17 protein-coding genes and 3 pseudogenes are annotated in these 26,136 nt (G+C 68.4%); 16 read left to right on the forward strand and 4 right to left on the reverse strand.

Annotated features, from left to right (window positions below; genetic code table 11):
• Window positions 1–290: 290 nt before the first annotated feature.
• From OHS70_RS21295 to OHS70_RS21320, 6 genes are all read left to right on the forward strand, one after another.
• Complete coding sequence (locus tag OHS70_RS21295; RefSeq protein WP_328399397.1) at window positions 291–3,050, forward strand: cupredoxin domain-containing protein; 2,760 nt, start codon at window positions 291–293, stop codon at window positions 3,048–3,050.
• Window positions 3,051–3,138: 88 nt separating this feature from the next.
• Window positions 3,139–4,179, forward strand: coding sequence for a multicopper oxidase family protein (locus tag OHS70_RS21300; RefSeq protein ID WP_328399399.1), 1,041 nt, complete (start codon window positions 3,139–3,141; stop codon window positions 4,177–4,179).
• A gap of 64 nt (window positions 4,180–4,243) precedes the next feature.
• Complete coding sequence (locus OHS70_RS21305; protein ID WP_328399401.1) at window positions 4,244–5,002, forward strand: YcnI family protein; 759 nt, start codon at window positions 4,244–4,246, stop codon at window positions 5,000–5,002.
• A 75-nt stretch (window positions 5,003–5,077) separates the two neighbouring features.
• Window positions 5,078–6,961 (forward strand): copper resistance CopC/CopD family protein, encoded by a 1,884-nt coding sequence (locus OHS70_RS21310; RefSeq protein WP_328399403.1) that lies wholly within the window; start codon window positions 5,078–5,080, stop codon window positions 6,959–6,961.
• 45 nt (window positions 6,962–7,006) lie between these two features.
• The gene (locus OHS70_RS21315; protein WP_443062633.1) at window positions 7,007–7,840 is read left to right on the forward strand and encodes a helix-turn-helix domain-containing protein; all 834 of its coding nucleotides are present in this window, start codon (window positions 7,007–7,009) and stop codon (window positions 7,838–7,840) included.
• A gap of 231 nt (window positions 7,841–8,071) precedes the next feature.
• Window positions 8,072–9,364, forward strand: a complete 1,293-nt coding sequence (locus tag OHS70_RS21320; RefSeq protein WP_328399405.1) for a lytic transglycosylase domain-containing protein — start codon at window positions 8,072–8,074, stop codon at window positions 9,362–9,364.
• Between the two features lie 847 nt (window positions 9,365–10,211).
• Here OHS70_RS21320 and OHS70_RS21325 read toward each other — a convergent pair.
• Complete coding sequence (locus OHS70_RS21325) at window positions 10,212–10,778, reverse strand: Uma2 family endonuclease (protein ID WP_328399407.1); 567 nt, start codon at window positions 10,776–10,778, stop codon at window positions 10,212–10,214.
• Window positions 10,779–11,799: 1,021 nt separating this feature from the next.
• On the opposite strand from OHS70_RS21325, the gene OHS70_RS21330 reads away from it, so the two are divergent.
• Window positions 11,800–13,140: a ferredoxin reductase family protein gene (locus tag OHS70_RS21330; RefSeq protein ID WP_328399409.1), complete on the forward strand. Its 1,341-nt coding sequence runs from the start codon at window positions 11,800–11,802 to the stop codon at window positions 13,138–13,140.
• Window positions 13,141–14,762: 1,622 nt separating this feature from the next.
• Here OHS70_RS21330 and OHS70_RS21335 read toward each other — a convergent pair.
• The gene (locus tag OHS70_RS21335; RefSeq protein WP_328399411.1) at window positions 14,763–15,227 is read right to left on the reverse strand and encodes a hypothetical protein; all 465 of its coding nucleotides are present in this window, start codon (window positions 15,225–15,227) and stop codon (window positions 14,763–14,765) included.
• A gap of 251 nt (window positions 15,228–15,478) precedes the next feature.
• On the opposite strand from OHS70_RS21335, the pseudogene OHS70_RS21340 reads away from it, so the two are divergent.
• Window positions 15,479–15,877, forward strand: a pseudogene (locus OHS70_RS21340) (tyrosine-type recombinase/integrase); the annotation flags it as partial.
• Window positions 15,878–16,302: 425 nt separating this feature from the next.
• On the opposite strand, the gene OHS70_RS21345 reads toward OHS70_RS21340, so the two are convergent.
• Complete coding sequence (locus OHS70_RS21345; RefSeq protein WP_328399413.1) at window positions 16,303–17,346, reverse strand: fatty acid desaturase family protein; 1,044 nt, start codon at window positions 17,344–17,346, stop codon at window positions 16,303–16,305.
• Window positions 17,347–17,950: 604 nt separating this feature from the next.
• On the opposite strand from OHS70_RS21345, the gene OHS70_RS21350 reads away from it, so the two are divergent.
• Entirely contained in the window at window positions 17,951–18,724 is a 774-nt protein-coding gene (locus OHS70_RS21350) for a ribonuclease BN (RefSeq protein ID WP_328399415.1), read from the forward strand.
• Between the two features lie 509 nt (window positions 18,725–19,233).
• Window positions 19,234–21,038: pseudogene (locus OHS70_RS21355) on the forward strand (ISAzo13 family transposase).
• Here the strand turns inward: OHS70_RS21355 and OHS70_RS21360 are convergent.
• Window positions 20,941–21,908, reverse strand: a pseudogene (locus OHS70_RS21360) (YihY/virulence factor BrkB family protein). The pseudogenes OHS70_RS21355 and OHS70_RS21360 overlap by 98 nt on opposite strands.
• Window positions 21,909–22,226: 318 nt before the next feature.
• Between OHS70_RS21360 and OHS70_RS21365 the strand changes: the two are divergent.
• The 6 genes from OHS70_RS21365 (at window position 22,227) to OHS70_RS21385 (ending at window position 25,780) form a co-directional block, all read left to right on the forward strand.
• The gene (locus OHS70_RS21365) at window positions 22,227–22,778 is read left to right on the forward strand and encodes a hypothetical protein (protein ID WP_328399417.1); all 552 of its coding nucleotides are present in this window, start codon (window positions 22,227–22,229) and stop codon (window positions 22,776–22,778) included.
• 48 nt (window positions 22,779–22,826) lie between these two features.
• Window positions 22,827–23,327 carry a hypothetical protein gene (locus OHS70_RS21370; protein WP_328399419.1) on the forward strand — a complete coding sequence of 167 codons (501 nt, stop codon included), beginning with the start codon at window positions 22,827–22,829 and terminating at the stop codon, window positions 23,325–23,327.
• Between the two features lie 194 nt (window positions 23,328–23,521).
• A complete protein-coding gene (locus tag OHS70_RS21375; RefSeq protein WP_328399421.1) occupies window positions 23,522–24,061 on the forward strand; it encodes a TspO/MBR family protein in 540 nt (179 codons plus the stop codon).
• Between the two features lie 21 nt (window positions 24,062–24,082).
• Window positions 24,083–24,277, forward strand: coding sequence for a DUF6233 domain-containing protein (locus OHS70_RS39095; RefSeq protein ID WP_443062634.1), 195 nt, complete (start codon window positions 24,083–24,085; stop codon window positions 24,275–24,277).
• A 78-nt stretch (window positions 24,278–24,355) separates the two neighbouring features.
• Window positions 24,356–24,640 carry a hypothetical protein gene (locus tag OHS70_RS21380; protein ID WP_328399423.1) on the forward strand — a complete coding sequence of 95 codons (285 nt, stop codon included), beginning with the start codon at window positions 24,356–24,358 and terminating at the stop codon, window positions 24,638–24,640.
• A gap of 165 nt (window positions 24,641–24,805) precedes the next feature.
• Entirely contained in the window at window positions 24,806–25,780 is a 975-nt protein-coding gene (locus OHS70_RS21385; RefSeq protein ID WP_328399425.1) for a fatty acid desaturase family protein, read from the forward strand.
• The last annotated feature ends 356 nt before the right edge of the window (window positions 25,781–26,136 follow it).

A 26,136-nucleotide genomic window follows, 5' to 3' on the forward strand; every position in this document is an offset into this window, starting at 1 on the left:
CGCTGATGTTGTAATTACGCCTCAATGTTCGTCTTCACGTACCCCATAGATCTGAGTGAACCTCTATTAATCCTCGATTAACAGTGCCGAGATAAGCGGGACATAAGGGCTCGGTAGATGTTTCGCTCCATACGGTGCAGGTGACGTCTCGGTTCCGGCTGAGAGGTGGAGCCGGATGCGATTCACAGGATTTCGTCGGGTCGTGCCTTCATGAATTTCTGGCGGCGACTGTGAAGCCTCTGTGGTGACGCCTGCCGATGTACTCATCTCTAATTGAGAGAAGGGTTAAGATGCACATTCTCAATGCGCCACGCAGGCGCCCGTCCAGGGGGCGGCTACGCCGGCCCTGGACGACGCGTGCTGTGGCGGGTGCCGTGGCGCTCGCCTTGAGCGGGTTCGTCTTGGCCATGACCGCTCCCGCGGCTTCCGCGGCGACTCACTCGGTCTCGATCAGGAATCTGCAGTACAACCCGGCCAGCATCAACGTAGCGGTCGGCGACTCCGTGACCTGGTCGAATGACGACAGCGTCATCCACAGCGTGACCGGGGGACCGCTGAACTCACCCGACCTCGATCCGGGGGAGAACTACTCCTTCACCTTCACGTCGGCCGGGACCTTCGACTACCGCTGCAAGTTCCACCCGGACATGACCGGCACTGTGGTCGTCGGCGGGTCGTCGTCGCCCTCGCCGACCCCGACCAGCAGCTCCAGCCCGACGCCGACGTCGGCTCCCACGGGCACCAGCTCCCCGGCGCCCTCGGGCGGTACGGGCGGCGGTGACGGTGAGGGCGGTGGCCCGGTCGGCGTCGGGCCCCTGCCCGTCTCCTTCCACCTCACCGACAACCAGAACGCGTGGTTCGACACGAACACCAACCTGTTCGGCGGTCGTGCCCTTGCGGTGGCCGAGATGCCGCGCGTACCGCTCAGCAGCACCACGTCCAGCCTTCCGGGGCTGAACCTTGACGGCCTCCCCCTGATAGGTGAGGCGACCGGCGACGGCGGCCTGCTCGGTGACGACGCCCTCGGTGCGCTCAACGGCGACCTTTCCGGCCTCGACGAGTTCGACTACGACGGCTCGGACGCACCGCTGATCGGCGACCTCGGGGTCGACCCGCTGAAGCTGCTGGGTCTGGACTCGACCAAGGACGCCATCGGCAAGGTCCTGCCCGATGGCGACCCCCGCGCCGAGAAGGCGGCCATGCTGCTCGACCAGCTGTCCGACGAGATGAAGGACAAGCCGGCGAACGCGCCGACCACGCTGGACGACCTGCCGGTCGGCGTCGAGCTGCTCCCGCTTCTGGAGGACATCCAGAAGTACGCCGAGACCAACGACGTCGAGCTCCCGGTCACGGCGAACTTCGACATCTCGGCTCCCGCCGCTGCCTCGGCGCACACCGTCACCGGCCTCATCTGGCCGGACGGAGCGAAGGGCTTCCCCTTCGACCAGGGCGGCGCCTTCGTCGGCAAGACCAGCGTCCAGCTGACCGAGCCGGGCCTGTACGCCTTCGCATGCAAGGTGCACCCGTTCATGCTCGGTGCGACCGTCGTCGACGACCCGCTCACCCCGGGCCTGGACTTCGGCAAGAAGCTCCGCGTCAACAGCCGTTCGTTGAACGTGCCGTCCAACGCCGACATCATCGCCGAGCTGGTGCAGAAGTTCTTCAACATCACGGTTCCGGCCAACTGGCAGCGGTACAGCGACACCGAGGCCACGCAGTGGGACCCGTCCTACCCGCCGGCGCCGATCCTGATGAGCACCAGCGACGGCAAGCAGGAGCTCGTCCCCAGCCTGGACGCGTACCTGAAGAACAAGTTCAACACGCCGAAGACCCTCCCCGCCGCGAACCAGAAGCCCAGCGTTCCGGGCGTCGGTGAGGTCTGGGTGGACACCCAGTTCGAGAAGTTCGAGGGCAAGTCCAAGCCGGGTGCGGCCACCAAGATCGACGCCTCCGACTGGACCGTCGAGCGCAAGGTCGCGCTGCCCCAGATCAACATGAACAACCCGCACAACATGTGGACGGACCGCGACGAAAAGTACATCTACCAAACCGAGTGGTTCAACGACAAGCTGGACGTCTTCGACCGCAAGACCGGTGAGTTCGTCCGGCAGATCAAGGTCGGCCCCGACCCGTCCCACGTCATGACCAGGACGGACACTGATCAGCTGCATGTCGCCCTCAACGGCGGTGGCGCGGTCATGGAGCTGGCGCCGGGCGGCACCGGTGTCGACCGGCGTATTCCCGTCCAGGGCACGGGTGAGAAGATCGCCCACCCGCACGCCCACTGGATGAGCGGCGACGCCAAGCACATGGTCACGCCGAACGTGAACACCTACGACTCGACCGTCGTGGACATTCCGACCGGCGGCATCCGCAAGGAGAAGACCGGCGAGCTGCCGATCGCGACCGGCATGACGCCGGACGGCGCCAAGGCGTACGAGGCCAACTTCCTTGGTGGTTCCGTCTCGTGTATTTCCCTCAAGGAGGACGCGTGCGTCGACGGCGGCACGAAGACCCACTACAAGGAGATCGACCTGTGGGGCGACTACGACCCGGTCAAGGGTGCCACGGGTGACTTCGGTGGTCTGCCGATCCAGCTGCCGGTCGCCCCGGACGGCAGTGCCCTCCTGGTGGCGAACACCCTGACGTCGAACATCACGGTGATCGACCCCAAGACGGACAAGATCGTGAAGTACCTCCCTTGTGACGCCGGGTGCCACGGCATCAACTTCGGCGCCAAGAAGGGCGGAGGCTACTACGGCTACGTCTCGAGCAAGTTCTCGAACGCCATGTCCGTCGTCGACGTCGACCCGAACAACGACGGCAACATCTCGGACGCCAAGGTCGTCGGCCGGATGCTCCTGACCGGTGACGACAACACCAAGATGGACGACAAGATCACCGGCTATGCCGGCATGGGCGGTCAGGGTGTTCTCGCGGTCCCGCTGGTCTACAACGGCTGGGCTCAGCGCGTGCCCAGCAACGCGGTCAACGACCAGCTGACCTGCCGTCAGCGCAACCCGATCGACTACGAGAGCAAGTGCTCGTAGCGATCCACCACGGCCGGGGGGGCCGCCCGCGGGCGGCCCCCCGGTTCTCCTCACAGCCCTCATGAGCGCATGAGAAGGACACACTTCCATGGAATCTCCCGACCCCGCGTACCCTCCACCGGCCGGACCCCGCCGCACGTTCCGCCTCTCCCACGTCCTGGCGTCGAGCGCCGCGTTCTTCGCCGTCATCGGCCTGACCTCCTTCGCCCCCGTCCTCATGAAGCAGTTGGCTCCCGAGGCTCCGCACCGGCCGAACCCGTCCGCGGTCGGGGCGCCCGGCGAGGCCAAGGACCTCGGGGACGGCACCCAACTGGCGCCCTACGAGGTCGTCGACGGGGTCAAGGTCTTCAAGCTCCACGCGGCGCCCGTCTCCTGGGAGACCGCGCCGGGCAAGGTCCGCGAGGCATACGCCTTCAACGGCATCGTCCCCGGCCCGGTGATCCGCGTGAACGAGGGCGACCCGGTCCGCATCGTCGTCGAGAACGATCTGCCCGAGCCGACATCCGTGCACTGGCACGGCATGGACCTGCCCAACAGTCAGGACGGCGTACCCGGTCTCACGCAGCCCGAGATCGAGCCCGGCGAGAGCTACACCTACGAGTGGAAGGCGATCAGCCCGGGAACCCACTGGTACCACTCGCACATGCACGGCGAGCAGGAAGGCAAGGGACTCTACGGATCCCTTGAGGTCGTGCCGAGGACCGGCGACATCCAGGCCGACCGTGACTACCGCATCATGATCGGCGACGGCCCGCTGGGCTTCGTGTTCAACGGCAAGAGCTTCCCGGCGACCGAGCGCCTCAGCGCCCGTGTGGGCGAGAAGGTCCGTATCCGTCTGATAGGCACCGGCCCGGAGATGATCCACCCGATCCACCTGCACAGCGGCCACTTCACGGTGGTGGCGCAGGACGGCCGGCCGCTGCCCGTCCCGCAGGAGATGGACACGCTGAACGTCGGCGTGGGACAGACCTACGACATCGTCTGGACACCCACCAGGACGGGCAAGTGGATGATCCACTGCCACATCTTCTCGCACTCGGAGACCCACGAGGGCATGGCGGGACTCGTCTCCATCTTCCAGGTCGACCCGGCGGTCGTCTCCGTACCGGACCTGCCCCTCATCGACTGAGCACGGTCCGCCGTCCTCCCCCCTCCGCGCGTCCCCGTCCCCCTGCTGAAAGGAACCGATTCCCATGATTTCCCGCGCTCCCGGGCATCCGTCCGGCCGCCGCCTGTCGGCCGCGGCCGTCGCCGGAGCCGCCGCCGTCGTTCTCCTCGCCGCGCCCGGTGCCTTCGCCCACGTCTCCGTCAACCCGGGGACGGCCGAGCCCGGCGGTTTCACCAAGGCCGCCTTCCGGGTGCCGAACGAGCGGGATGGCGACTCCACCGTGCGTGTGGAGATAGCCTTCCCGGCCGAGCACCCCCTGGGGCATGTGTCGGTCCAGCCCGTTCCCGGCTGGAAGGCGACGGTGAAGAAGGAGCGGCTGAAGCAGCCGATCGTGGACGGTGACCACGAGATCACCGAGGCGGTCACGTCCGTCCTGTGGGAGGGCGGCACCATCCGGCCAGGGGAGTTCCAGGAGTTCCCCCTGTCCCTGGGGCCGCTTCCCGAGGACGCCCCCGAGCTGGTCTTCAAGGCGGTGCAGACCTACTCGGACGGCGAGGTGGTGCGCTGGATCGACGTCCCGGAGAAGGGCGCGGCCGAGCCCGAGCACCCCGCACCGGTGCTCGCACTGAAGAGCACCGCACCGGTCGCGGCGGCGGCACCGGTCGCGGCCAGGAACCCGGACGAGCCGGACCGGGCGCCCGCCACCGACACGGTGTCGCGGCTGCTCGGCGGCAGCGGGCTGGCCGTCGGCCTCGCCGCCCTCGGCTGGGTGGCGGCCGGGCGGCGGCGGACCACCGCGAGGCCGTCCGCCCAGGCGGAGAGGCAGGAAGAGATCGCGGCCTGAGAGAGCCGGGGGCGCCGGCGGCCCCGTCCCCCCAGGCCGTCGGCGTCCCCACCGCCTCCGACGAGAGAGATCACGATGCACCGAGCAACGCTCCACACGTCCGTGTACGCATGCGTCGCACTCCTGCTGGCAGCGCTGGCTGTGGTCGTCGGCTCCACCCCGGCCCGAGCCCACGCCTCCGTGGCGTCGACGGCACCGGTCGACCGGCAGGTGCTCGGCACCCCGCCGACACGGGTGTCACTGACGTTCACCGAACCCGTGAGCCTCGGCCTGACCCGAGTCGGCGTGATCGCGCCGGACGGCGACACCGTCGCGACGGGCCGGCCGGAGCATCCCGGGGGCAGGGCCGAGAAGGTCGCCGTCAGGCTGCGGACCCTGTCGGCCAAGGGCACCTACACCATCGTCTGGCACACGGTTTCGGCCGACTCCCATCCCGTGCAGGGCACGTTCTCCTTCAGCGTCGGCCGGCCGACGGCCGGGAGCTCGCCCGCGTCCGCCGGCCCGTCCGCAGGCGCGGAACACGGCGCGGTGACCGCGGCCGTCGCCCTGCACGGCGCGGCGCGGTGGGTCTCCTTCGTGGGCTTCGCAGTTCTCGTGGGGACCGCCTTCTTCGTCGTGGCCTGCTGGCCCGCCGGATTCCGGCGGCGCCCCGTCCACAGGCTTCTGTGGACCGGCTGGTCCGCCCTCATGACGGCGACGGTGCTCTCCCTGCTCGTCTACGGGCCGTACGCGGCGGGCACCTCCCTGTTCTCCGCCCTGGACGGGCGCCTCATCGCCGCGACGCTGGGCAGCCGCATGGGCCTGATGCTCGTGCTGCGTGCCGTGCTGCTCGCTCTCGTCGCGGCCGGACTGGTCCTCGCCCGCCGGCGAGTGATCGCCAGCGGTCCGGTCCCGGGCGACCGGGCGGAGTACGCATCCGGGGCGGGGCCCTCCGTCGGCCCCGGGTGGCTGCGCCGGATGCGCAACACCGTCGCCGTGCTCGGCGTCGGCTGCGCGCTCGCCCTGACATGGAGCCTCGCGGGCCACAGCGCAGCGGGCCCACTGGCCGCGCTCGCCGTGCCGGCCGACACGGTCCATCTCGTCGCCATGGCGGTCTGGACGGGCGGGCTCGTCGCCCTGGGCACTGTGCTGCTGCGGTCGCGGGACGCCCCCGACGCCCCGTTTCTGGAGCCCGCCGTCACCCGGTTCTCGCGCGTCGCGGGGATATGCGTCGTCCTGCTCCTGGCCACCGGTCTCTTCCAGGCATGGCGGCAGCTGGGCGGTGTGTCGGCACTGCCGGGCACGCTGTACGGACGCGTCCTGCTCGCCAAGTTGTGCCTGGTCGCCGTGCTCGTCGCGCTGGGCGCCGGGGCCCGTGCATGGGTGCGGCGCCACTACGGCCCGGCGCCGTTGGTGGTCCAGGGCCGGCGCAGGCCGACTCGGCTGGGGCCGGACGGCGGCCAGGTCCGGCGCTTCGGGAGGCTGGTGACGGCGGAGACACTGATCGCCGCCGTCCTGCTCGCGGTCTCGACCGTCCTGGCGAACACCGATCCGGCGACCGCGGACGGCGGGACGTCGGCCGACCAGCAGGGCCGGCGGCCCGCGGCGGGAGCGGCGCCCGCCGGGCCCCGGACCGCCGTGCCGTTCAGCCGGGCGGCAGCCTTCGACAGCGGAGGGCGGAGCGGAAAAGGTGTCGTCGCCGTGGTGGTCAGCCCCGCGGCGAGAGGGGTGAACGAAGTCCACCTCGCGGTTCTCGACACCCGGGGACAGCCACGGGACGTGCCCGAGGTACGGGCGGAGTTCAGCCTGCGCAAGCCCTCGGTGGGGCCGATCCGCGTTCCCCTGACGTACGCGGGCCCCGGCCACCACATCTCGAGCGCCTTCTCGCTGCCCCTGCGCGGGCGGTGGCAACTGGCCCTGACCGTACGCACGTCCGACATCGACCAGGACGTCGTACGCATTCCGGTTGATGTCCGCTGAAGGGTCGCCGCGGCGGTGGCCCGGACGAAGGAGGATCGCGACATCGTGTCGAACACACGCGACGCTCGCAAACTGTCGGCCGACGGACTTGAGGATCTGCGGCGGTGCGCCGTCGCGGCCGTGGAGTCCGGTGTGCCGCGCACGGAGGTCGCGCGGCTGTACGGAGTCTCCCGGCAGACCGTGGGGGCCTGGGTCCGGGCCTACCGGCTGGAGGGCTCCGACGCGCTGCGCCCGCGCAGACGCGGCCGACGACCGGGCGACCAGCTGGCGCTCTCGTCCGCCCGGCAGCTCTGGATGCTCCGGACCATGACGACGACGACGCCCGACAAGGTGGGACTGCGGGATGTGCTGTGGACCTGGCAGTCCCTCGCGGAGCTGGCCCACCGGGAGTTCGGCGTCCTACTGGGCACCACGACCATCCGCAACTACCTGACCCGGTGGGGATTCTGTCCGGACACATCGCAGCCGACCCGGATGGTCCCCTATCACGCCGCCGTGACGCACGGGCTGCGCGCGATCACGGGGGCCATGACGACGGGCGCCGGGACGGCCGAGGCGCAGAGGAGACCGGTGACAGAAACGCTGTGGACCGACCATGCCCGCGTGCGCTGGTGCGTCTGCGGCCCCCCGGCGGACCCCGACTCACGTATGTCCCTGCACTCCGACGTCCTCTTCGCGGTCACGAGCCGCAGGGCCGTGCTGTTCACGCCGGCCCGGGACCCGTCCGACGGCGCGGAGATACGGGAGTTCTACGCCCGCCTGCTCAGCCGGCAATGCGGCCCGGTCGTCATCGTGCCCGGCTGGGAACCCACCCGCCGGACGGAGTTGCTGGACCTGTGGATCAGCACGCACACCGAGAGGACGCCCGTCGCACTGTGACGGGGAGGCCGCAGCTCTGGGCAGTGCCTGGACGGCTACCGCGTTGCCGGCCGCCGTCTGCCTGCTGACGTCCCACTACTGACGCCCCGCACCGCCCCGGTCCTGCCGCTCGGATCGTGCAGTCCCGTAACCGTGACGCGATCAACGCCGCCCACTGTGCGGGACGCGCCGATCGGGCCGATGCGGGTGGCCCGGACCTGATCGCCCACTGAAATCGGAGGTTGACGACCGGTGAGAATCAGGCACGAACAGGTATCCACGCGCAGTTGTCGTAGTGTCACGCGGGCCGACGCGCCGGGGAGCGCGGACGGCCCCGCCCGATCGTCGACGGGAGAGGTTCTCGCAACGGCGGCGCGCTTCGGCAGGAGGCTGCGCAAGGGGACGGCAACCGCCGCCCTGACGGCGGCCGCGGTCGCGGCGCTGACCGCGTCCCAGGCCCCCGGCCTGACCGACAGCGGTCGGCAGCGCACGGACTCTCCCGCGGCCGACACCGACCCCGGCGCGACCGGCGACTCCCCGTACTACACAGATCTGCCGCCCCTTGACAGCCCCACCGAGACGCCCGGCACGGGCGACGATGAAGGTGACGCCAACACCGGTGAGCCCGAAGCCGGCATACCCGTCACCGTCCTGCACGCGTACCAGCAGGCACAGGCCGCCCTCGCCGAGTCCAAGTCCGGCTGCGACCTCACCTGGCAACTGCTCGCGGCCATCGGCAAGGTGGAGTCCGGGCAGGCCCGCGGCGGACGCGTGGACGCGAACGGCACCACGCTGTCGCCCATCCTCGGGCCCGTCCTCAACGGCAACGGCTTTGCGAAGATCACCGACACCGACGGGGGCGCGTACGACGGCGACACGGTGCACGACCGCGCCGTAGGCCCCATGCAGTTCATCCCCTCGACCTGGGAGAGCTGGGGATCTGACGGCAATGGCGACGGCAAGAAGGACCCCAACAACATCTACGACGCGGCGCTCGCCGCCGGCCGCTACCTGTGTGCGGGCGACCGCGACCTGTCGGTCACCCCGCAGTTGCACGCGGCGATCCTCAGCTACAACCACTCGCAGGCATACCTGAACACGGTCCTGAAGTGGCTCGAGTACTACCGCAAGGGCACCTACGCGGTCCCGGACGGCACGGGTGTCCTGCCGACCGGCCGCAGCGACGACAGTGACGGGCCGAACCCCAGCCCGTCACCGAGTACGCCCGGTACGTCCGAGCCGAGTACGCCGAATCCGGGCACCACGAAGCCGGACGGCGGCGGTTCTACGGGCTCCGACCCGAATGATCCCGGCACCGAACCCGGCTCGCCCGCGCCCAGCCCCGCGCCCACCCGCACCGTGGCGCGCCTGGAAATCGCGGACACCGGGGCGCTGACCGCGATGGCGGGCGACGCGTCCGGTGAGGGGGTGGCCGTGCGGGCCGAGACCTCGTCGGACACGGGCGTGCCGAAGGTCACGGTGCGGCTCACGATCGTCGGCGACACGGACACGGCCCTCACCGGCGGCGAGAGCGTCCGGCAGTAGGCGCACCGAGGCTGCGACCTGGGTGCTGCCGGTCGAGCACCTGGTCGAGGTCCTGGCGTGGGCCGCGCGGTTGCCCGCCGTCACGCGGGCTGGTGTGTCAAGCGCTCCACGCGGAGCCGAAGCCGCTTGGCGGAGACACCGGTAGGAAGAGTTGATCCCCTTGCCGCCGCGAGCGTCGGGGGTATCAGCGCTGGCTCAGCACTGCTGGCTGGGCCGTGCTGTGGCCGGAAGGGGGCAACCACGGGGCGGCCGGCGCGCGCACCAGACCCTCGACGGACGCGAGGCCGGGATGCCGTTACCGCACAGGCCGTGAGCAGCGGGTGTCCGCGGAACACGGAAGCAGGAGCGCTCCGTGCCTACCGTCGCAGTCGGTGCTGCTCTTCTCGGGCGGCTGCGGCGGGGGCGCAGCCCGGCTCGTACCGCGCCCGCGCCAGCTCCGAGAGCACCGCCCCCGAAGCGGAGCCGAGCCTGACGACGCCGAAGAGCCCGGCTGGTGTCCGTGCCGGATGGCGCTGATCCGTTGGGAGAAATACCGGGGTCTGGAGGCCCGTCCGCTCACGCAAACGGCCCGGGACGAGGAGTCCGAGGCCGAATAGAGCGCCTTCCTGGGGGAGAAACCCCAGGTCAGCGGTGTAACGCATGGTGCCCCCGGCAGGATTCGAACCTGCGACACCCGCTTTAGGAGTGGGATCGAATCCTTGCCGGGGGTGCCTGGCGCTGCCGCGCGGTGCTGGTTCCCCTGGTCCGAACCGCACGGCGAGCCACTTGATCCGGCTCATACCGCCCTGTATCGGGCCGTCCGCTCACGCATCGCTCACGCGCTGACAGCTGCTGAGCAGCGCGTGGGTCAGACCTGGCCGAGGTCGATCTCCACCGCGAAGGGGGCCGCTACCTTGAGGACGCCTGTGAACATGTCTCCGTTCCGGTAGGTCTTCGTCGCGGGGTCGAGAACGTAGGTGTACACGAGAGGAACGCCTGTCGCGGCCTGCTCGATCCGCCAGTAGAAGCCGATGCCTGCCTTGGCGTACTGGTCGACCTTCACGATCCGGTCGGTGGTCTCCGAGCCTGGCGACACCACCTCCGCGACCAGCAGCACGTGCTCAGGGCGGGTGGGGGTGATATCGATCGTGTCTGCGTGGTACACGACGACGTCCGGGCGGCGATTGGTGAGCGGGACGTCCTGAAGCCGGACGTCGAAGTCCGTGTCGGCGTTCCACTCCGGGCCCGCGGCGGCATCCAGGGCGTTCGCCAGAATCCGGGCCGGCCGGTTGTGCCGCTTGGACGCACTCGGACTCACGACGACCATCCCGTCCACGATCTCGATACCGGCGCACTGCTCCTCGGACCAGGACTCGTACTCCTCCGCCGTGATCTGCTCATGCATCCACGCCGGGGCCACCATCTCGGCCGTCATGAAGCGCCTCCCGGACACTGTGCTGCGGGCCCGATCCCGCTGGATTCAGCGTACTGTCTGCCACCCGTCCGGCACGCTGCTCTCGCTCACGCCCCCTCCCCGTCGGCCAGCATCCGACCAGCGAGCCCACGACAAGTGGGTAACCGGCGCGGTGGAGTCGTCACCAGGGGATCGGAACAGGCCAGCGGCACCACTGACCCAGTGGCCCACCCCGGAGAGCGCGGCAGCGGCGGGCCCGGCGAGTCCCAGCACAACGGCCGAGAGGACGCCGCCACCTCGCCGACGTCCTCGAAGTCCTGAAGGTCCAGGTGCTCGCGCAGTCGTCGCCCCGGCACGTCCACGCCCTCCAGCGCACCGCGGCGGAATCCATCGCATCGACACCGCCTTCGTAGGGGAAGGTCGGTAACCAGAGGGCCGGGCACGGCGTCCCGCACCGCGTGGCCTACCGGGTGCTGGGCGGGTGAGCGAGTCATGGTTCTACAAGTGGATCAAGGATTCGGTGACGAAGCGTCAGCAGCGGCGCATCAGCCTTGCCGAGGAGAGTAAGCGGATCTTCGATCAGTCCCGGGGCGCCTGCACTTCCGCACCTGGGCCGAGGCGCGCATCAGGACCGGCACGTGGATCGCGGACTTCTACAGCACTCGTCGGATACACAGCGTGTGTGGGTTCCTCAGCCCGGTGGAGCTCGAACGGCAGTACTGGGCAGGCCTTGCAAGAAGCAGCGTGGGAACTCTCCACGCTGCGAGGGGATTGACACCGCGGCCGAGCTGATGTTTGCGGTGCTGGCCACACCGGTGAGCGCTGCACCACCCGGCGACGTGAACCATTGCCGAACCCTGGGCCGCAGGACGCACCGAACGCCGAACGGCGGTTGGATTCGACGGTTCTGGCGTGAACGGATCAGGCTCACGCTCCGTATGCTTATCCGATCGGAGTGCGTATCCGGACGAATTACTCGATCTTCATCAGGTTAGTACATGCGGGCCGCGAGTGCAGCGGCCACGGGGGATGTGAGGAAAGCATGGCGGTGGCGAGTAACACGGTGCGCAGAGGCACCGTGCTTCCGGTGGACGCGGCGCACTGGGCGATGTGGACTTTCGTCATCGTCAACGCGGTGACCATCGAGGCGCTGTTCCTCAGCGCGGGTTCAGGCAAGAACGGGGTGCTCACGGTCGCCAAGTTCTTCGGACTGCACGCAGCCCTGCTGATGCTGTTCCAACTGCTGCTGGTCGCCCGGCTGCCCTGGCTGGACCGCCGCATCGGGATGGACCGGCTCACGGTGTGGCACCGCTGGGTCGGCTTCTTGCTGCTGTGGACCGTCCTCACCCACGCCACGCTGGTGGTGCTCGGCTATGCGAACCTCGACGACACGTCCATGGGGAAGACGTTCGTCGCACTGAGCGGGGTGCCGGCCTCCCTGCTGGGCATGCTCGCCGCGGCCGTCATCGTCGTGATCGCCGTGATCTCCACCCGGCCCCTGCGGCGGCGACTGCGGTACGAGGTCTGGCACGGTCTGCACCTGCTGCTCTACGTGGCTCTGGGCCTGTCGTTCGTCCACCAGCTGCAGGAGACCACGACGTTCACGTCTTCCGCGTTCGCCACGGCCTACTGGTGGATTCTGTGGCTGTTCGCCTTCGGCGCCCTGCTGACCGGGCGTGTCGCCGTGCCGCTGTGGCGCAACGCCTACCACCGGTTCCGCGTCGCGGCCGTGGTACCGGAGTCGGACGATGTGGTCTCCGTGTACGTCACCGGCCGACACCTCGACAAACTCCCGGCCAGGGCGGGGCAGTTCTGCATCTGGCGGTTCCCCGAGCACAACCACTGGTGGCTGGCCAACCCCTTCTCCCTGTCGGCGGCGCCGGGCGGACAAGGGCTGCGCCTCACGGCGAAGGCGGCGGGCAGCACCAGTGCCGGCCTGCGGAACGTCCCGGTCGGCAGCCGCGCCTTCGTCGAGGGACCGTACGGGGCGTTCACCTCGCTGCACCGGACCCGGCCCGGCACCCTGCTGATCGCCGGGGGTGTGGGGATCACGCCCGTGCGGGCCATGCTGGAGGAGGCGGCGCCCGGCGACGTCGTCGTGCTGTACCGGGTGCGCAGCGAGGCCGACGCCGTGCTGCTGAACGAGGTGCGCCACCTGGTCGCGCTACGGGGCGGACGGCTGCACCTGCTCACCGGCAGAACCGGCGAGGGCGGCACCCCGCCGTTCGGCCCGGGCAGCCTGCACCAGCTGGTCCCCGACATCACCGAACGCGACGTGTACGTCTGCGGCCCGCCCGCCATGACCAGGGCCGTGCTCGCCGGCCTGCGAGACCTGCGGGTCCCTGCGCGACAGGTGCACGCTGAGAAGTTCGGTCTGGCCTGAACCGGAAAGGGGCCCGATGTTCAGGCCTGCGCATACAGACCCGCTACAGGCCGAGCAGTACCCGTCGCTCACGCAAAACGGCCCCGGACGAGGAGTCCGAGGCCGAATAGAGCGCCTCCCTGGGGAGGAAACCCCAGGTCAGCGGCGTAATGCGTTGTGCCCCCGGCAGGATTCGAACCTGCGACACCCGCTTTAGGAGTTCGATCGCTGGCCCTCAGCTTCACGTACGCCTGGGGTTCCGACTGCTGTGTTGGGTCGCTCAGGGGTGCGGCTGTGCGTCGGTGTTGATGTCAGTCGTAGATGTCAGGACCGGAACAGCTGCGGATGCGGACAGAGCTCCAGCCGGTCGTCCGGACGGTCCACCCACTTCCACCAGACGTGCCGGCCGGAGCACCGCCACAGCATGCGGCAAGCTCGCGCGCCATCGCCCTCCCGGCCGGAGAGGACGAATCCGCCAGCTTTCAACGGCTGATCGCACTCGGGGCACATGGGAGGGTGTTCGGGCACGGGGCGCAACATACCCTTGGCGCCAAGGGCGCAACGCCATGAGCTTGGGAATCACCCTGCTTCTGGGCGTAGTTGGCGACCTGACCAGCGGCAACGGGTGCCAGGGTGAAGCTTTGGGCTCTCCCTGGCACCCGCTGTTGACCGTGGCTTACCGGCCTGTCGGGCACGCATCGGGCACGATGCTCAGCACCGCCTTAGAGGCGAGGCGGGAGCCTTGGCCCTGACCTTCCGTTCGCTGACGACGGCCGGTACTGGCCTATCACTGTCGGCCATTCCGGTCGCCGCAATGTGCAGTGGGGTGCTACTCCGGCTGCGTCACCGTCAGGGCCCACCGAATACTTTCCGCCGAAGCGTCGACTGCCACGGAGAAGGACCCGGAGCGGACTACTCCAGCTTCCATGGTCAGTGAGCCGACCCCGGCAGCGTCGGTGGGGCAATCAACCGTGAATGCTGCTACTTCTACCTGTTGCGATTCCATCGTCACCCGAACGCTACCGCCGCCTTCGCACGCCACCGTGAGGACGGTCGGCAGCCCTTGATGTGCACCACCGGACGCGACGCCGCCGTCTCCCATTCGCTCCTTCACCCACACCAGGCCGTCTGGTCCAGGGTGCGGTAGCAGGACACCGTCCTCTGCGGCAGCGGTCCCAGCCCCGACAACCGCTAATCCAAAAGCTGCCAGCGTTGTTATGGCCAGAGCCACTTTTGTACGCCTCACTCTTACCCCCTGCTGGTTCGTCGTGGAGCCCACAGCATGCTTCGGCGAGAGGCTTGGGTGCATGAGTACACGTACTCAGAGCCCGGCGCCGTCTACGACGACTGTGCTGCGTGATGCTGTTGGATTCTCAACGGCCCTGCAAGCGCTGCCGCGTAGGTCCTGGAGCACCAGTTTGGAAGACCACGTACGCGGCTGACTCCTGACCTGGCAAGCCGCTGACCTGCCGGTTAGTAGAGGCTTGTCCGGGGTTCCCCGTCGTTCCCCCTGGCGCGCCGCTCGAACGGGCACGCCAGGGGCACGCTGGTCGTCTGGCTCAGAATCGGGTCAGCAGCAGGGCGGCCACACTGTTGGTTGCGCACGTGCTCTTCACGAGTGCCGCGTTGGGGTACGTGCCGGTCTACTGCAGGAACAGGGCGAGCTCGGCGAGCACCGGGTTAGCCGCAAGAGTCGGGTACTCGTCGCTGAGCTGCGTCAGCACGGCCTCCCGAAAACTCAGCCAGGCGTTCTCGAGGTCACCAAGTTCGCAGACTGCCTCCGCCGTTCCGTACGTGCACGAGACGCGCACCTTCCGGCCCTCGGTGACGAAGTGGATCAGCTCCGCGTTCTCGGTGAAGCCGACCGTCGAATGCTCCCCCCGCTCCAGGGCTTCGAGGACCCCCTTCATCGACCACAGAAAGTCGAACACGGGTGTCCATGACCATGGTGGGGTCAGGTCGGTCTCGCCAATCGTGAACGTGAGGTCGGACAGGAAGTAGTACCAGCGCAGATCAGCACGGCTGACGGCGGCGAGGTTCGCTCCCTCCCGGTTCTCCTGCCCTTGGACCACGTAGGGGCCGGTCCGGCGGTACTCGATTTTGATCATTGGGCCCCCTGAAATGACGGACTGCCATCGTCCACCATGAAGGTCGGCGGAGCGGCTTTGGGCTGGAGCTGCCATGGGGCGAGAGATCGGAGCCCGTACGCTGGTCAGCGAAATCGGGCAGTCTGTGGACCTGCCCGTTAAGGCCCGATGTGGGCCCCGATTTTCGAGGCTCGCCCCATGGTGGCTGCCTAAAGCCGTGGAGCCGACCGGGCCCAGCCACAGCGGGCTATCGTCCACTGCATCAGGTGTGTCGGGCTGTGCCGCTCCCGGCGATGTGCATCGCGCCGCTTCGCTGGCACCGGATGCGCCAGGCCGCTGCCAAGTTGCGCGCGGGGGAGTCGTGGGATGCGGGCGGCTACGTCTTCGCCACCCGGAACGGCCGCCCGGTCGAGCCGCGCAACGTGTACCGCTCCTTCACCCGGGTCGCCGACTCTGCCGGCCTTCGCGTCATCCGCCTGCATGATGCCCGGCACGGCTGCGCCACCCTGCTCACCGCTGCCGGGGTCGCTCCTCGCGTCGTGATGGAGATCCTCGGGCACAGCCAGATCAGCATCACCATGGACGTCTATACGCACGTCGTCCAGGACACGCAGCGCGAGGCCATCAGCCACATGGATCGGTTGCTCAAGAGGCGGCCCGGCCGTGAGTGACCGTCCCCGTTGATGTCAGAAGCTGATGTCAAAGGCCCCGGACCATGATCGGTCCGGGGCCTTTGCGCTGGTGCCCCCGGCAGGATTCGAACCTGCGACACCCGCTTTAGGAGCATGATCATAAGGTTACTCGTCCTTCCTTGTCCGGCTTGATGCTTCGCTGTTTTCGCAGTTCAGCGGCCTGATGAGGAAAGGCGGGGGAGCGATCTTTCACGATCCTTCGCGGGCTTTCTTTGTCCTGCTGTTCCCATCAGGTTCCCAACTGAGGCATTGGGAACGGTCTTCGAGAGTCGACAGGAGGTGTCAACGCAGCTCCGTCGCCCAGTCGGGTTCCGTTGAGCACCGCAGATGCTTTGGAGGAGTAACAGGCTCGCTCCCTTGGCCCGGGAGTTGAGCCAGTGGCCGTTTTCGCAGGTGTCTGGTCCCTAGGCGGGGACGCGGGCGTTCCGCAGCGGGGCTCCGGCCCGATGGAGGCTGGTGAGGGCCTGCCGGTAGGAGGCGATTAGGCCGGTCTCCACGTAATCCACCCCCAGTTCCTCGCAGTAGCGTTGGACGATGGGCCGGGCCTTGCGGAGATGAGGGCTGGGCATGCTGGGGAACAGATGATGCTCGATCTGGTGGTTCAGCCCGCCCAGTGCAATGTCGGTGAACCAGCCGCCGCGCACGTTGCGCGAGGTGAGCACTTGGCGGCGGAGGAAATCCGGACGGTCCTTGCCACTCAGGATCGGCATGCCCTTGTGGTTGGGCGCGAACAGCAGGCCGAGGTACACGCCGAACAGCCCCTGCTGGACTGTGAGGAAGGCAATTGCCATGCCGGGCGGCAGCACCCAGAACAGCACGGTCAGATAGGTCACGAAGTGCGCGAACAGCAGGGCGCCGTCGAGCGTTCGGTTCTTGAGCGAGCGATTGGCCAGCGCCTTCACGCTCGACACGTGCAGGTTGAAGCCCTCCAGCGTCAGGAGCGGAAAGAACAGGAACGCCTGCCAGCGGCCGATCAGACGAGGGAGCCCCGTGGCGATCCGGGCCTGATCCTGGGACCAGACCAGCAGGTCGGGGTTGAGGTCAGGGTCGAGTTCCTCATGGTTGGGGTTGGCGTGGTGGCGGGTGTGCTTGTCATGCCACCACCCGTAGCCCATCCCGATACCGGCTCCGGCGGTCCGCCCGGACACCTCGCTGGCCCGGCGCCGACGGAACACCTGACGGTGAGCTACGTCATGGGCGACCAGGGCGACCTGGCCGAAGACGACGGCCAGGAAGGCGGCGATCGCCAGTGTCCACCAGCTGTCGCCGATGAGCGCGAAGGCGGTCCACCCGCCGGCATAGAGCCCGGCCACCGTGGTGATCCGGACCGTGTAATAGCCGGGGCGGCGCCCCAGCAGACCAGCGTCAGTGATCTTCCTCGACAGCCGGGCGAAGTCGCTGCCGGACGCCTCCGGCGGCGAGGGACGGGCCGCGGTGTTCCTGATCATGATGGTGAAACTCTCTGCGAAGGGGGCCGGCGGCTCGGTGCAGCCCCGGCCCTCTCAGACTGAGCCGCAGGTATGGACGCGGGTCCTCCACCACGGGAAATCGCCCCGGCGCCCGCGGAGAATTCAAGGACGACGCCTGCTTTGCCAGCCGGCGGCCGCGCAGGCCGCTGACATGCGGTTTCCCGGTCAGGCCGGTCTCACACCGTGACAGCCTGTTGAACCGGAGGACTGCATCGCCGCGCCTCCGCGAAAATGGTGGCGGCGCACTCGGCACACAGGACCAATGTGACGGCCGCTCCGTCGTGTAGCGGCCCCGGCCAGATGTGGCCCTGCCCAGCCGAACCGGCAGGAGCACTCGGGGAGCCGGTTTCTGGTCCCTGTGCGCTGGGAGGCGATGGCAGGCTTGCCGTTGATCCGGGCCGGTGCGAGCCCCACAGGCAGTCGCAGTCCGCTGAGCCCGGTAGCACTTTGCTCTTCCGGGCTATCGGGGACCTCTGCGTCGCGCCTCGCGCGGTGACGGTACCGACCGTGGTAGTCGACAGCCATGCCGATGACGCCTTCCAGCAGCGCAGGCCGTCCATCCTTGCTCGGGCGGCTGCGCCGCATGATCAGCCGTTCAGCAGTCGGGCGTGGATGGCGGCGGAGCAGGGATCTTGAGCTGGGGTCGCGTTCGCTGGGCTTCGCGGCGCTGGGGTTTCTCACGCTCGTGCCGCTGCTGATCATTGTCTCCTCTGCCGACCCCGAACACGGGCGGGGGTTCGCGCAGTGGCTGGGGGAAGGGCTCGGCGTCTCGACGGCCTCCAGGCACCAGGTCGAGCAGCTGTTCACCGGCCCTGGTCAGGCACTACGGACCACGACCGCCTTCGGTATCGCCGCCCTTGCCGTGTTCGGCCTGACCTTCGGGGCGGCGGTGCAGACCGGCTACGAGAAGGTCTGGGATCTGCCGCCGGCCCGCTGGTGGGCCAGGTGGCGTCATGTGGTGTGGCTCGGCGTCCTCACCGGATACCTCTTCGTCTCCGCCACCACCACGCTTCAGCGCGAACCCCTGGCGGGTGGGGCCGTCGCGTCGCTGAGCGCAGTCCTGTTCATCTGGTGGTCCCAGCGCATGCTGCTCGGCGGGCGGATCCGCTGGCGTGCCCTGTTGCCCGGCGCGGTGGCCACCGTGATCGGGCTGCTCGGCCTGAGGGTCTTCTCCCGGCTCGTCTTCTCACCGTTGATCGCATCCAACGCCGTCACCTACGGCCCCGTCGGAACCGTCCTGGTCATCCAGTCCTGGCTGGTCGGCGTGGGCGTCGTCGTCTTCGGCGGGGTCCTGGTCGGCCGGCTGGTGCACGAGGAGATCCCGCGCGTGACACGCGCACTGAAACGCCGAGGGTGAGATATGGACCCGGAGCTGGTCACCCTGACTGGACTGGGGAGAGGGCGCACAGCGCGAACGGCCGACCTCGAGAGGCCGTGATGCGCTGACAGCATGGTCTCCGCGTGTCTCGATCAGGCCCTGCACATCGGCTTCGACCTCGACAAGAAGCAGCGCGACCTCGGCACGCCGCTCTTCGGCCTCTGGGACTCTTCCGTCAGGTCCCAGATGCGTCCAACGCGTCACCGGGACCGCGCTGGAGACCGCGGGAACGCCGCCGTGGGCTGCACTGGGTCGATCACCGCCCCGTGGTGGCCTCGGTGATCGCCATCCGTACGGGGTTCCGCAGCCTCAACGTGGCACGTCAGCCCGCCCTTCAGGCACTCACCTCGTCTCCTGACGGTCGACGTTCTCGTGACGGCGGTGGAGCCTGCCAGGGGCCGACCAGCTTGACCGGCAGGACAAGCACGGAGTCGGGGCCCGTATTTCAATAAGTGCTCGGCAGAGGGGTGTTGGTGGGAGTCTGAGATATGACCCCGTGTCTGTCAGGCTGCGTTGCCGCTCGTGCTCTGCGGGCCAAGTTCGATCAGATCCTGCCGCACTTCGATGAGCGCCGCCGACGGTTGTATCTGGCCAGTGAGGCGACGGCCCTCGGCCGCGGCGGGATCGTCCGGGTCGCCGCCGCCTCCGGCACCAGCACTGCAACCATCGCGCGAGGTATGGCCGAGTTGGCCGATTGCTCCTCACCGACCCTGCGGGTCCGGGCTCCAGGTGCGGGCCGCAAGCGGCTGACAGATGCCGACCCTGGTCTGCTGCCCGCGCTGGAGTCGCTGATCGAGCCGCACACCCGAGGCGACCCCGTCTCCCCGTTGCGGTGGACCACGCTGTCGTTACGGGCCCTGGCCACGACCCTCACCACACAGGGCCACCCGGTCAGCGCTTCAACCGTCGGACACCTGCTGCACACCCTGGGCTACAGCCTGCAGGGAACCGCGAAGACAACAGAGGGCATCAGCCATCCGGACCGCGATGCCCAGTTCACCCACCTGAATTCCACCGCCGCCGCGTTCCTCAACGATGCCCAGCCGGTGATCAGCGTCGACACCAAGGCCAAGGAATGGCTCGGCAACCGGGACCGGCCCGGTCGCACCTGGCGGCCGGGCAAGAACGCGATCAAGGTGGACTGCCACACGTTCACCACCAACGACCAGCCCATGGCGATCCCCTACGGGATCTACGACATTGCCAACAACAGCGGATGGGTCAACGTCGGTACCGACCACGACACCGCCCAGTTCGCGGTGGAGTCCATCCGACGCTGGTGGCAGCACCGCGGACGGGCGGACCACCCGAATGCCGGCAGGCTCCTGATCACCGCCGACTCCGGCGGCTCCAACGACCCCCGCCGCTGGACCTGGAAAAGCAACCTTGCCACCTTCGCACGAGAGAGCGGCCTGGAGATCACGGTCTGTCACCTACCGCCGGGGACTTCGAAGTGGAACAAGATAGAGCACCGGATGTTCTGTCACATCACCGCGAACTGGCGGGGGCGGCCGCTGACCAGCTACCAGGTCGTCCTCGAGACCATCGCCGCCACAACAACCAAGACCGGCCTGACCATCGGGGCCGAACTGGACACAGGCAACTACGACCTCGGCATCAGCGTCACACCCGCCGAGTTCCACGCCCTTCCGATCACACCCAACACCTTCCACGGTGACTGGAACTACACACTGTCTCCCGTTCCACCGCGAGCGCCAGACGCGCCGACAACCACACACCGGACCGACCCGGCCCTGACCGCGATGCTCACCGATCCGGCCCTGACCGGCATGTCACGAACCGCCTTCGAGTATTTGGTGGCGGTCTCGGAGCCTTTCTGGGACGCCTTGGCCGAGGCAGCATTCCAGCGACGCTTCCACCGCCCGCGCAGCTACCGCCACCCACAGACCAGCAGCGTGGACCACACCCACCGGCTCCTGGCAGCCATCCTCCGCCGCCGCAGAGCGATGACCATGACGTTCCTGGCCCAACTACTGGGCGTCAACCGCACCAACCTGTCCATCCAGTACCAGGACGCAAAACGGCTCCTGGACCTGCACCGGATCCTCGTCACGCCGATACCCGGATCGCCCGCCCGCACATTGGAACAGCTACACGCCCGAACAACCCCCGCGGAAACCCGTCGCTGACAGTTATTGAAATACGGGCCCTCGGCGGCTTTGACCGCGCTCGGGTTACGGGTCGCGCGCTGGAGGCGTCGTGCGGCGCGGTGCTGCTGGTGCGCCGCTGTCGGGCGACGCCCGCTGTGGTGCGTCGTCGCCTGCGGGGCTGATCTCCGAACCCGGGCCCTCAGCCTCGGCTGTTTTGCTGGGCCGCACCGCCGTCGCTGTCCAAGCGGCGCAGTACAGCAGCAGCCTGGCCATGAGGTTGATCCACAGCACGACGGCGACCGGCACGGCGAAAGCGCCGTACATGCTCTTGCCCGCGACGCCCTGCAGATAGCCGGTCAGCAACCACTTGAGCAGTTCGAAGCCGACTGCACCGATCAGGCCGGCGACCACGACCGCGCGTCGGCCGGGATGCACCCGGGGCAGCCGGGTGATCAGGTATACCAGCAGCAGGAAGTCGACGAGCAGGGCGGTGGCCAGGCCGGCGAAGAACAGCACCGCCGTCCCGCCCCGCCCTCGATGCCGGCCTTGTCGGCGGCCCAGCCGACGGCGATGTTGGCGAATACCGAACTGCCGATCGCGACCAGTCCGACCGCGCCGAGACCGACCAGTACCCCGGTGTCCTTGATCCTGCGCAGGATCGGATTTCCCGGGTCCTGTTCCTTCTCCCACACCGCGCGCAGGCACCCGCGCAGGGCGCCGACCCAGTTGATGCCGATCACGAGCAGCAGCGCGCCCGCGATGAGCCCGACGGCTCCGGCGTGCGCGACGAGGTTGTCCAGGTCCAGCAGGCCGGAAAGGCCCGGCGCCTGGTCGGCGATCTTGTCCTGGAGTTTGCTGAGCTGCTCCTTGCTCAGCAGCTTGGCGCCGATCGCCGCGCCCACGGTGATCAGCGGAAAGAGCGCGACGAAACTGGTGAAGGTGATCGCGGCGGCGAGCCGGGCCCAGTGGACCTCGGCCAGCCGCTCGTACGCGCGCCACACGTGCGTACGCATCAGCCGTGCGATCACAGGAAGTCGCTTGAGCCATTCCATGAAGAACACCCACTCTCAGCGTACCCACGGCGGGAGAAGAGGCATCCAGCGGCGACGAAACCCCCGCCGCCCTCCGTGGCGAGGCCGATGCCCTGCACGTGCGGCCGGAGGGCCCGACCACTGGCCAGGGCCTCGAGAGCGGCGAGCACCAGAGGTGTCGCACGCGACGACCTTCAATCCACCACTTACCCCCAAGTCGCAAATAGGGCAATTCGTGAAATCCTGGAATGTGGCACACCAGGGACGGCACCCGCGGCGGTAACCCTCGTTCGCCCAGATCTGGCTGCCGGTGTGAGCTGTCAATGAGTGGAGGATGCGATGGAGACAATCGTCATCATCGTGGCTGTCGTGGTCGTCCTGGCTCTGGTCGCGCTGGCCCTGCGGACCATGACCCGGCGCCGGCACCTGCGGGAGCGTTTCGGGCCGGAATACGAGCGCACGGTCGAGGCGAAGCACAGCCGTGGAGCGGCCGACCGCGACCTGCGCGCGAGGGAGGAGCGGCATGAAACTCTGGAGCTCAGGCCGCTGCCGTCGACGGTCCGGGACCGGTACGCCCGGGACTGGACCAGTGTGCAGGAGCACTTCGTCGACCGTCCCGACCAGGCCCTGGGTGAGGCGGACCGGCTCGTGACCACGCTCATGAGCGAGCGTGGCTACCCGACCGACAGTTACGAGCAACAGAAGCGGGACCTCTCGGTCGAACACTCCCGGACGCTGGAGCACTACCGCGTCGCCCATGAGATCAACGAGCGCGCCGGAGGCAGGGACACCTCGACGGAGGAACTGCGGAGCGCGATGGTCCACTACCGGGCGCTGTTCGAGGAACTGCTGCATGACGGCACCGGTTCGCCGGATGAGAAACGCCGATGAGTGCCCAGTAGCCGGGATTGTGCCACCAGCCCATGGAGGTGAAGGGACATGCAGAGAGCATCCGGACGCGACGAGTATCCCCAGCCCGTCGCAGAGAGTCTGTCCACCGAGGACTTCGCCCGGCCTCGCACAGATGCACCGCAACAGCGCCCGGACGATGACCTGACGGCAGTCCCCGATGCCGACCGGGCAGCACCAAGAACCAGGATCACGGACGAGGCCGGAAACGAACCGGCCGCCGCAGCTGGCGAGCACGACGCCTCCGCGCGGGAACCCGATACTGCCCCGCTTCTCGGGCCCCAGGAGACAGAAGACCTCCGCACCAGGTGGCAGGAGATCCAGCAGGGATTCGTCGATGACCCGCAGCGGTCGGTGCGTGCGGCAGACGGGCTCGTCGCCGAGGTGATGCAGCTGCTCGCCACCACATTCGCGGACCATAGGCAGGGGTTGGAAAGCCAATGGCACCGCGGCGAGGAGGTCGAAACCGAGGACCTGCGCCTGGCGCTGCGTCAGTATCGATCCTTCTTCGACCGTCTGCTCAGCGCCTGACCTCGGGCCGGCCCTCACGACCTGTCCGTTATCCGTCCGATCGCCGCACAGTTGGAAGAGCGGAGCACGGGTCGTCACACCAACGTCGGCCGATTCGTCCGGTTGCGCCCGGCCCCGTTCAGCGGGGTGTTCCGTACCCGTGCACGATGAGCAGCATGTGATCTGGGAGCGGCCGTGGGGGTAGCAGAGCCTGCATGAGGCTATTGAGCGAGCGGTCCGGGCCAGACACGAGCGGCTGGAAAACTTACGCCGCCACGACCATCGCCACCGTTGCGACCGCCGCGGCTGGCTCCGCTGCCGTCGACGCGGACAGCGCCTGGTACAGATCCCTGTCCAAGCCGTCCTGGCAGCCGCCCTCGTGGGCGTTCGGGGTGGTGTGGACATCGCTGTACGCGAGCCTGGCTTGGGCCACGGGCCGGGCCCTGAACAACGCGCCGCCTGGGGAGCGGACACCGCTCGCCGCCAGCACGGCGGTGAATCTCATCGTGAACGGGGCGTGGAACTGGCTGTTCTTCCGTAAGCAGAGCCCGGCCGCCGGCCTGCTGGCCACCCTCGCGCTCGATGTCAGCAACGTCCAGCTCATCGGCCGCGTCGTCCGGGCAGACAAGACTGCGGCCCTCGCCCTGCTGCCGTATGCGGCCTGGTGCGTCTTCGCGACCGCCCTCAACGCTGAGCTGGCCGAGCGTAACTGCAGCCGTCGAGGTGGGAGGGAGAAGGGACCGGCGCCGTTGTGACGCAGCCCGCATCGCACAGATGTGGAAGGTCCAGCCCAACCGCGTCGCCCGGAACGCCCTCTACTCCATCGCGGAGACTGCGGGCTGTGCAAAGCAGCCGGCTACCTGAGCAAGGACGAAGTCCTCCTCACCGCGGAGCAGTTCACCGAGCTGCAGATGTGCGACATCTGCCAGCCATGGGGAGTCCTCGGCATCCCCAAGCTCGGCGGGGCCTGACACCCCCAGATGCGAGCCACCGCCAACCGGGTGACCCTGGTGAAAGTGTCCTGTCCCCCACACACCAGGGAGACCGTAATGATCAAGATGCTGCATGAAAAGGGCTTGCGCAGCGAGCACGCCTACACCGCAGCCTTCATGTCCATCGGCTTCTCCATCTTCACCTGGGCCGCCTCACTCAAAGTCGAGCCAGGCGTCGGGCTCGATCGCGCCGACCGGTGGGGCATCTTCGTCGGCGAATGGGCGCCCACGTTCTTCGGCCTCGGGCTGGCCCTCTCTCACTACGAGCAGCAGGACGGCACCCTGACCGCCAGCGTCCGCGACATCCGCAAGGCGCGCAAGGAGGAGCAGGAAGTCGTGTAGCCATCCGGAAGCGCCCGCCCCTGTCTGAGATCCGGGGGCGGGCGTGGCACGTGGGGCGGGCGATAGCGCGAGGGGGCCGCCGATGCAGTTGTTCGTCCCCCGCCCGCAAAGGCGTCCGGCAGTGACTTCGCCAGACTGGCGAAGGAGATCGCCGACGCCGGGCTGATGCACCGCCGCCCCGGCTACTACACGGCCCGCATCACGACGGTAGGCGTGCTCTACGCCGGCGGCTGGACCGCTTTCGTACTCATCGGCTCCAGCTGGTGGACACTGGTCATCGCCGCCTTCCTCGCCCTGGTTTTCGGCCAGGTCGCCCTCCTCGCTCACGACGTGGCCCACAGGCAGGTATTCCGGCTTCGCAAGGCCAGCGAGCGGTTCGGCCGGATCGCCGGGAACGCGGGTATCGGGATGGGCTACGGCTGGTGGCAGGACAAGCACACTCGCCACCACGCCAACCCCAACCACGAAACCCTCGACCCCGACCTGGCCCCCGACCTGCTGGTCTGGTCGCAGCAACAGGCCCGCGCCGCCAAGGGCCTTCCCCGGCTCATCGGGCGCTCCCAGGACTTCCTCTTCTTCTCTCTCCTCACGCTGGAGGGCTTCAATCTGCATGTGATGGGTGTGAAGGCCCTGGCCAACCGTTCGTTGAAACACCGCGCCCAGGAAGGCACCCTGCTCTTCGCCCACTTCGCGCTCTTTCTCGCTGCGCTGTTCCTGGTGCTGCCGCCCGGTATGGTGATCGCCTTCCTCGCCGTTCACCAGGGCCTGTTCGGCCTCTACCTCGGCTCCATCTTCGCCCCCAACCACAAGGGCATGCCGATTCTGACCGGCAAGGACCGCCCCGACTTCCTACGCCGCCAGGTCCTCACCTCACGCAACGTGCGCGGCGGCCGGTTCACCGACATAGCCCTCGGCGGTCTCAACCACCAGATCGAGCACCACCTGTTCCCCAGCATGCCCACCCCTCAACTGCGCGCCGCCCGCCCCATCGTCCGCCGCTACTGCAAGGAACTGGGCATCCCCTACACCGAGACCGGTCTCATCGCCTCCTACCGACAAGCCCTCACAAGCCTTCACCAGGCAGGACGCCCCATCCGCGACGCACGCTACCGCTCAGCCAAAACTTCATCCGCGTCCTGAGCTGGATGCTCGCTACGCCTCCAACCAGCGGAGCCGAGTGGAGAGAACATCCCACTGGAATGACAGCGCGATATCCGGCGCCTGCGGACCGCTCCCCGGATTCGGCGGAGACAGGACCTCCCTCCGATTCGGACAACGGACTGGCCAAGAGGGCGGGCACAGCTCATGACGATCCACCAGAGCGAGCGTGTGTGTCGGCGATGCCCTCGCCGCACGGGATCGGTCGTCAACGTGGTTCGGTGCTGCTGTCGTTCACGGTTCGCTGCCTCACCTCTGCTGGACCGGCGGCTCCCCAAGGGTGGGCGCTTCCCGAGCGACAATGCAGGGGCGGGCCGTCACAGAGTGGTCTAGGCCAA

The sequence above is a fragment of the Streptomyces sp. NBC_00390 genome (assembly GCF_036057275.1).
Lineage (GTDB): Bacteria > Actinomycetota > Actinomycetes > Streptomycetales > Streptomycetaceae > Streptomyces.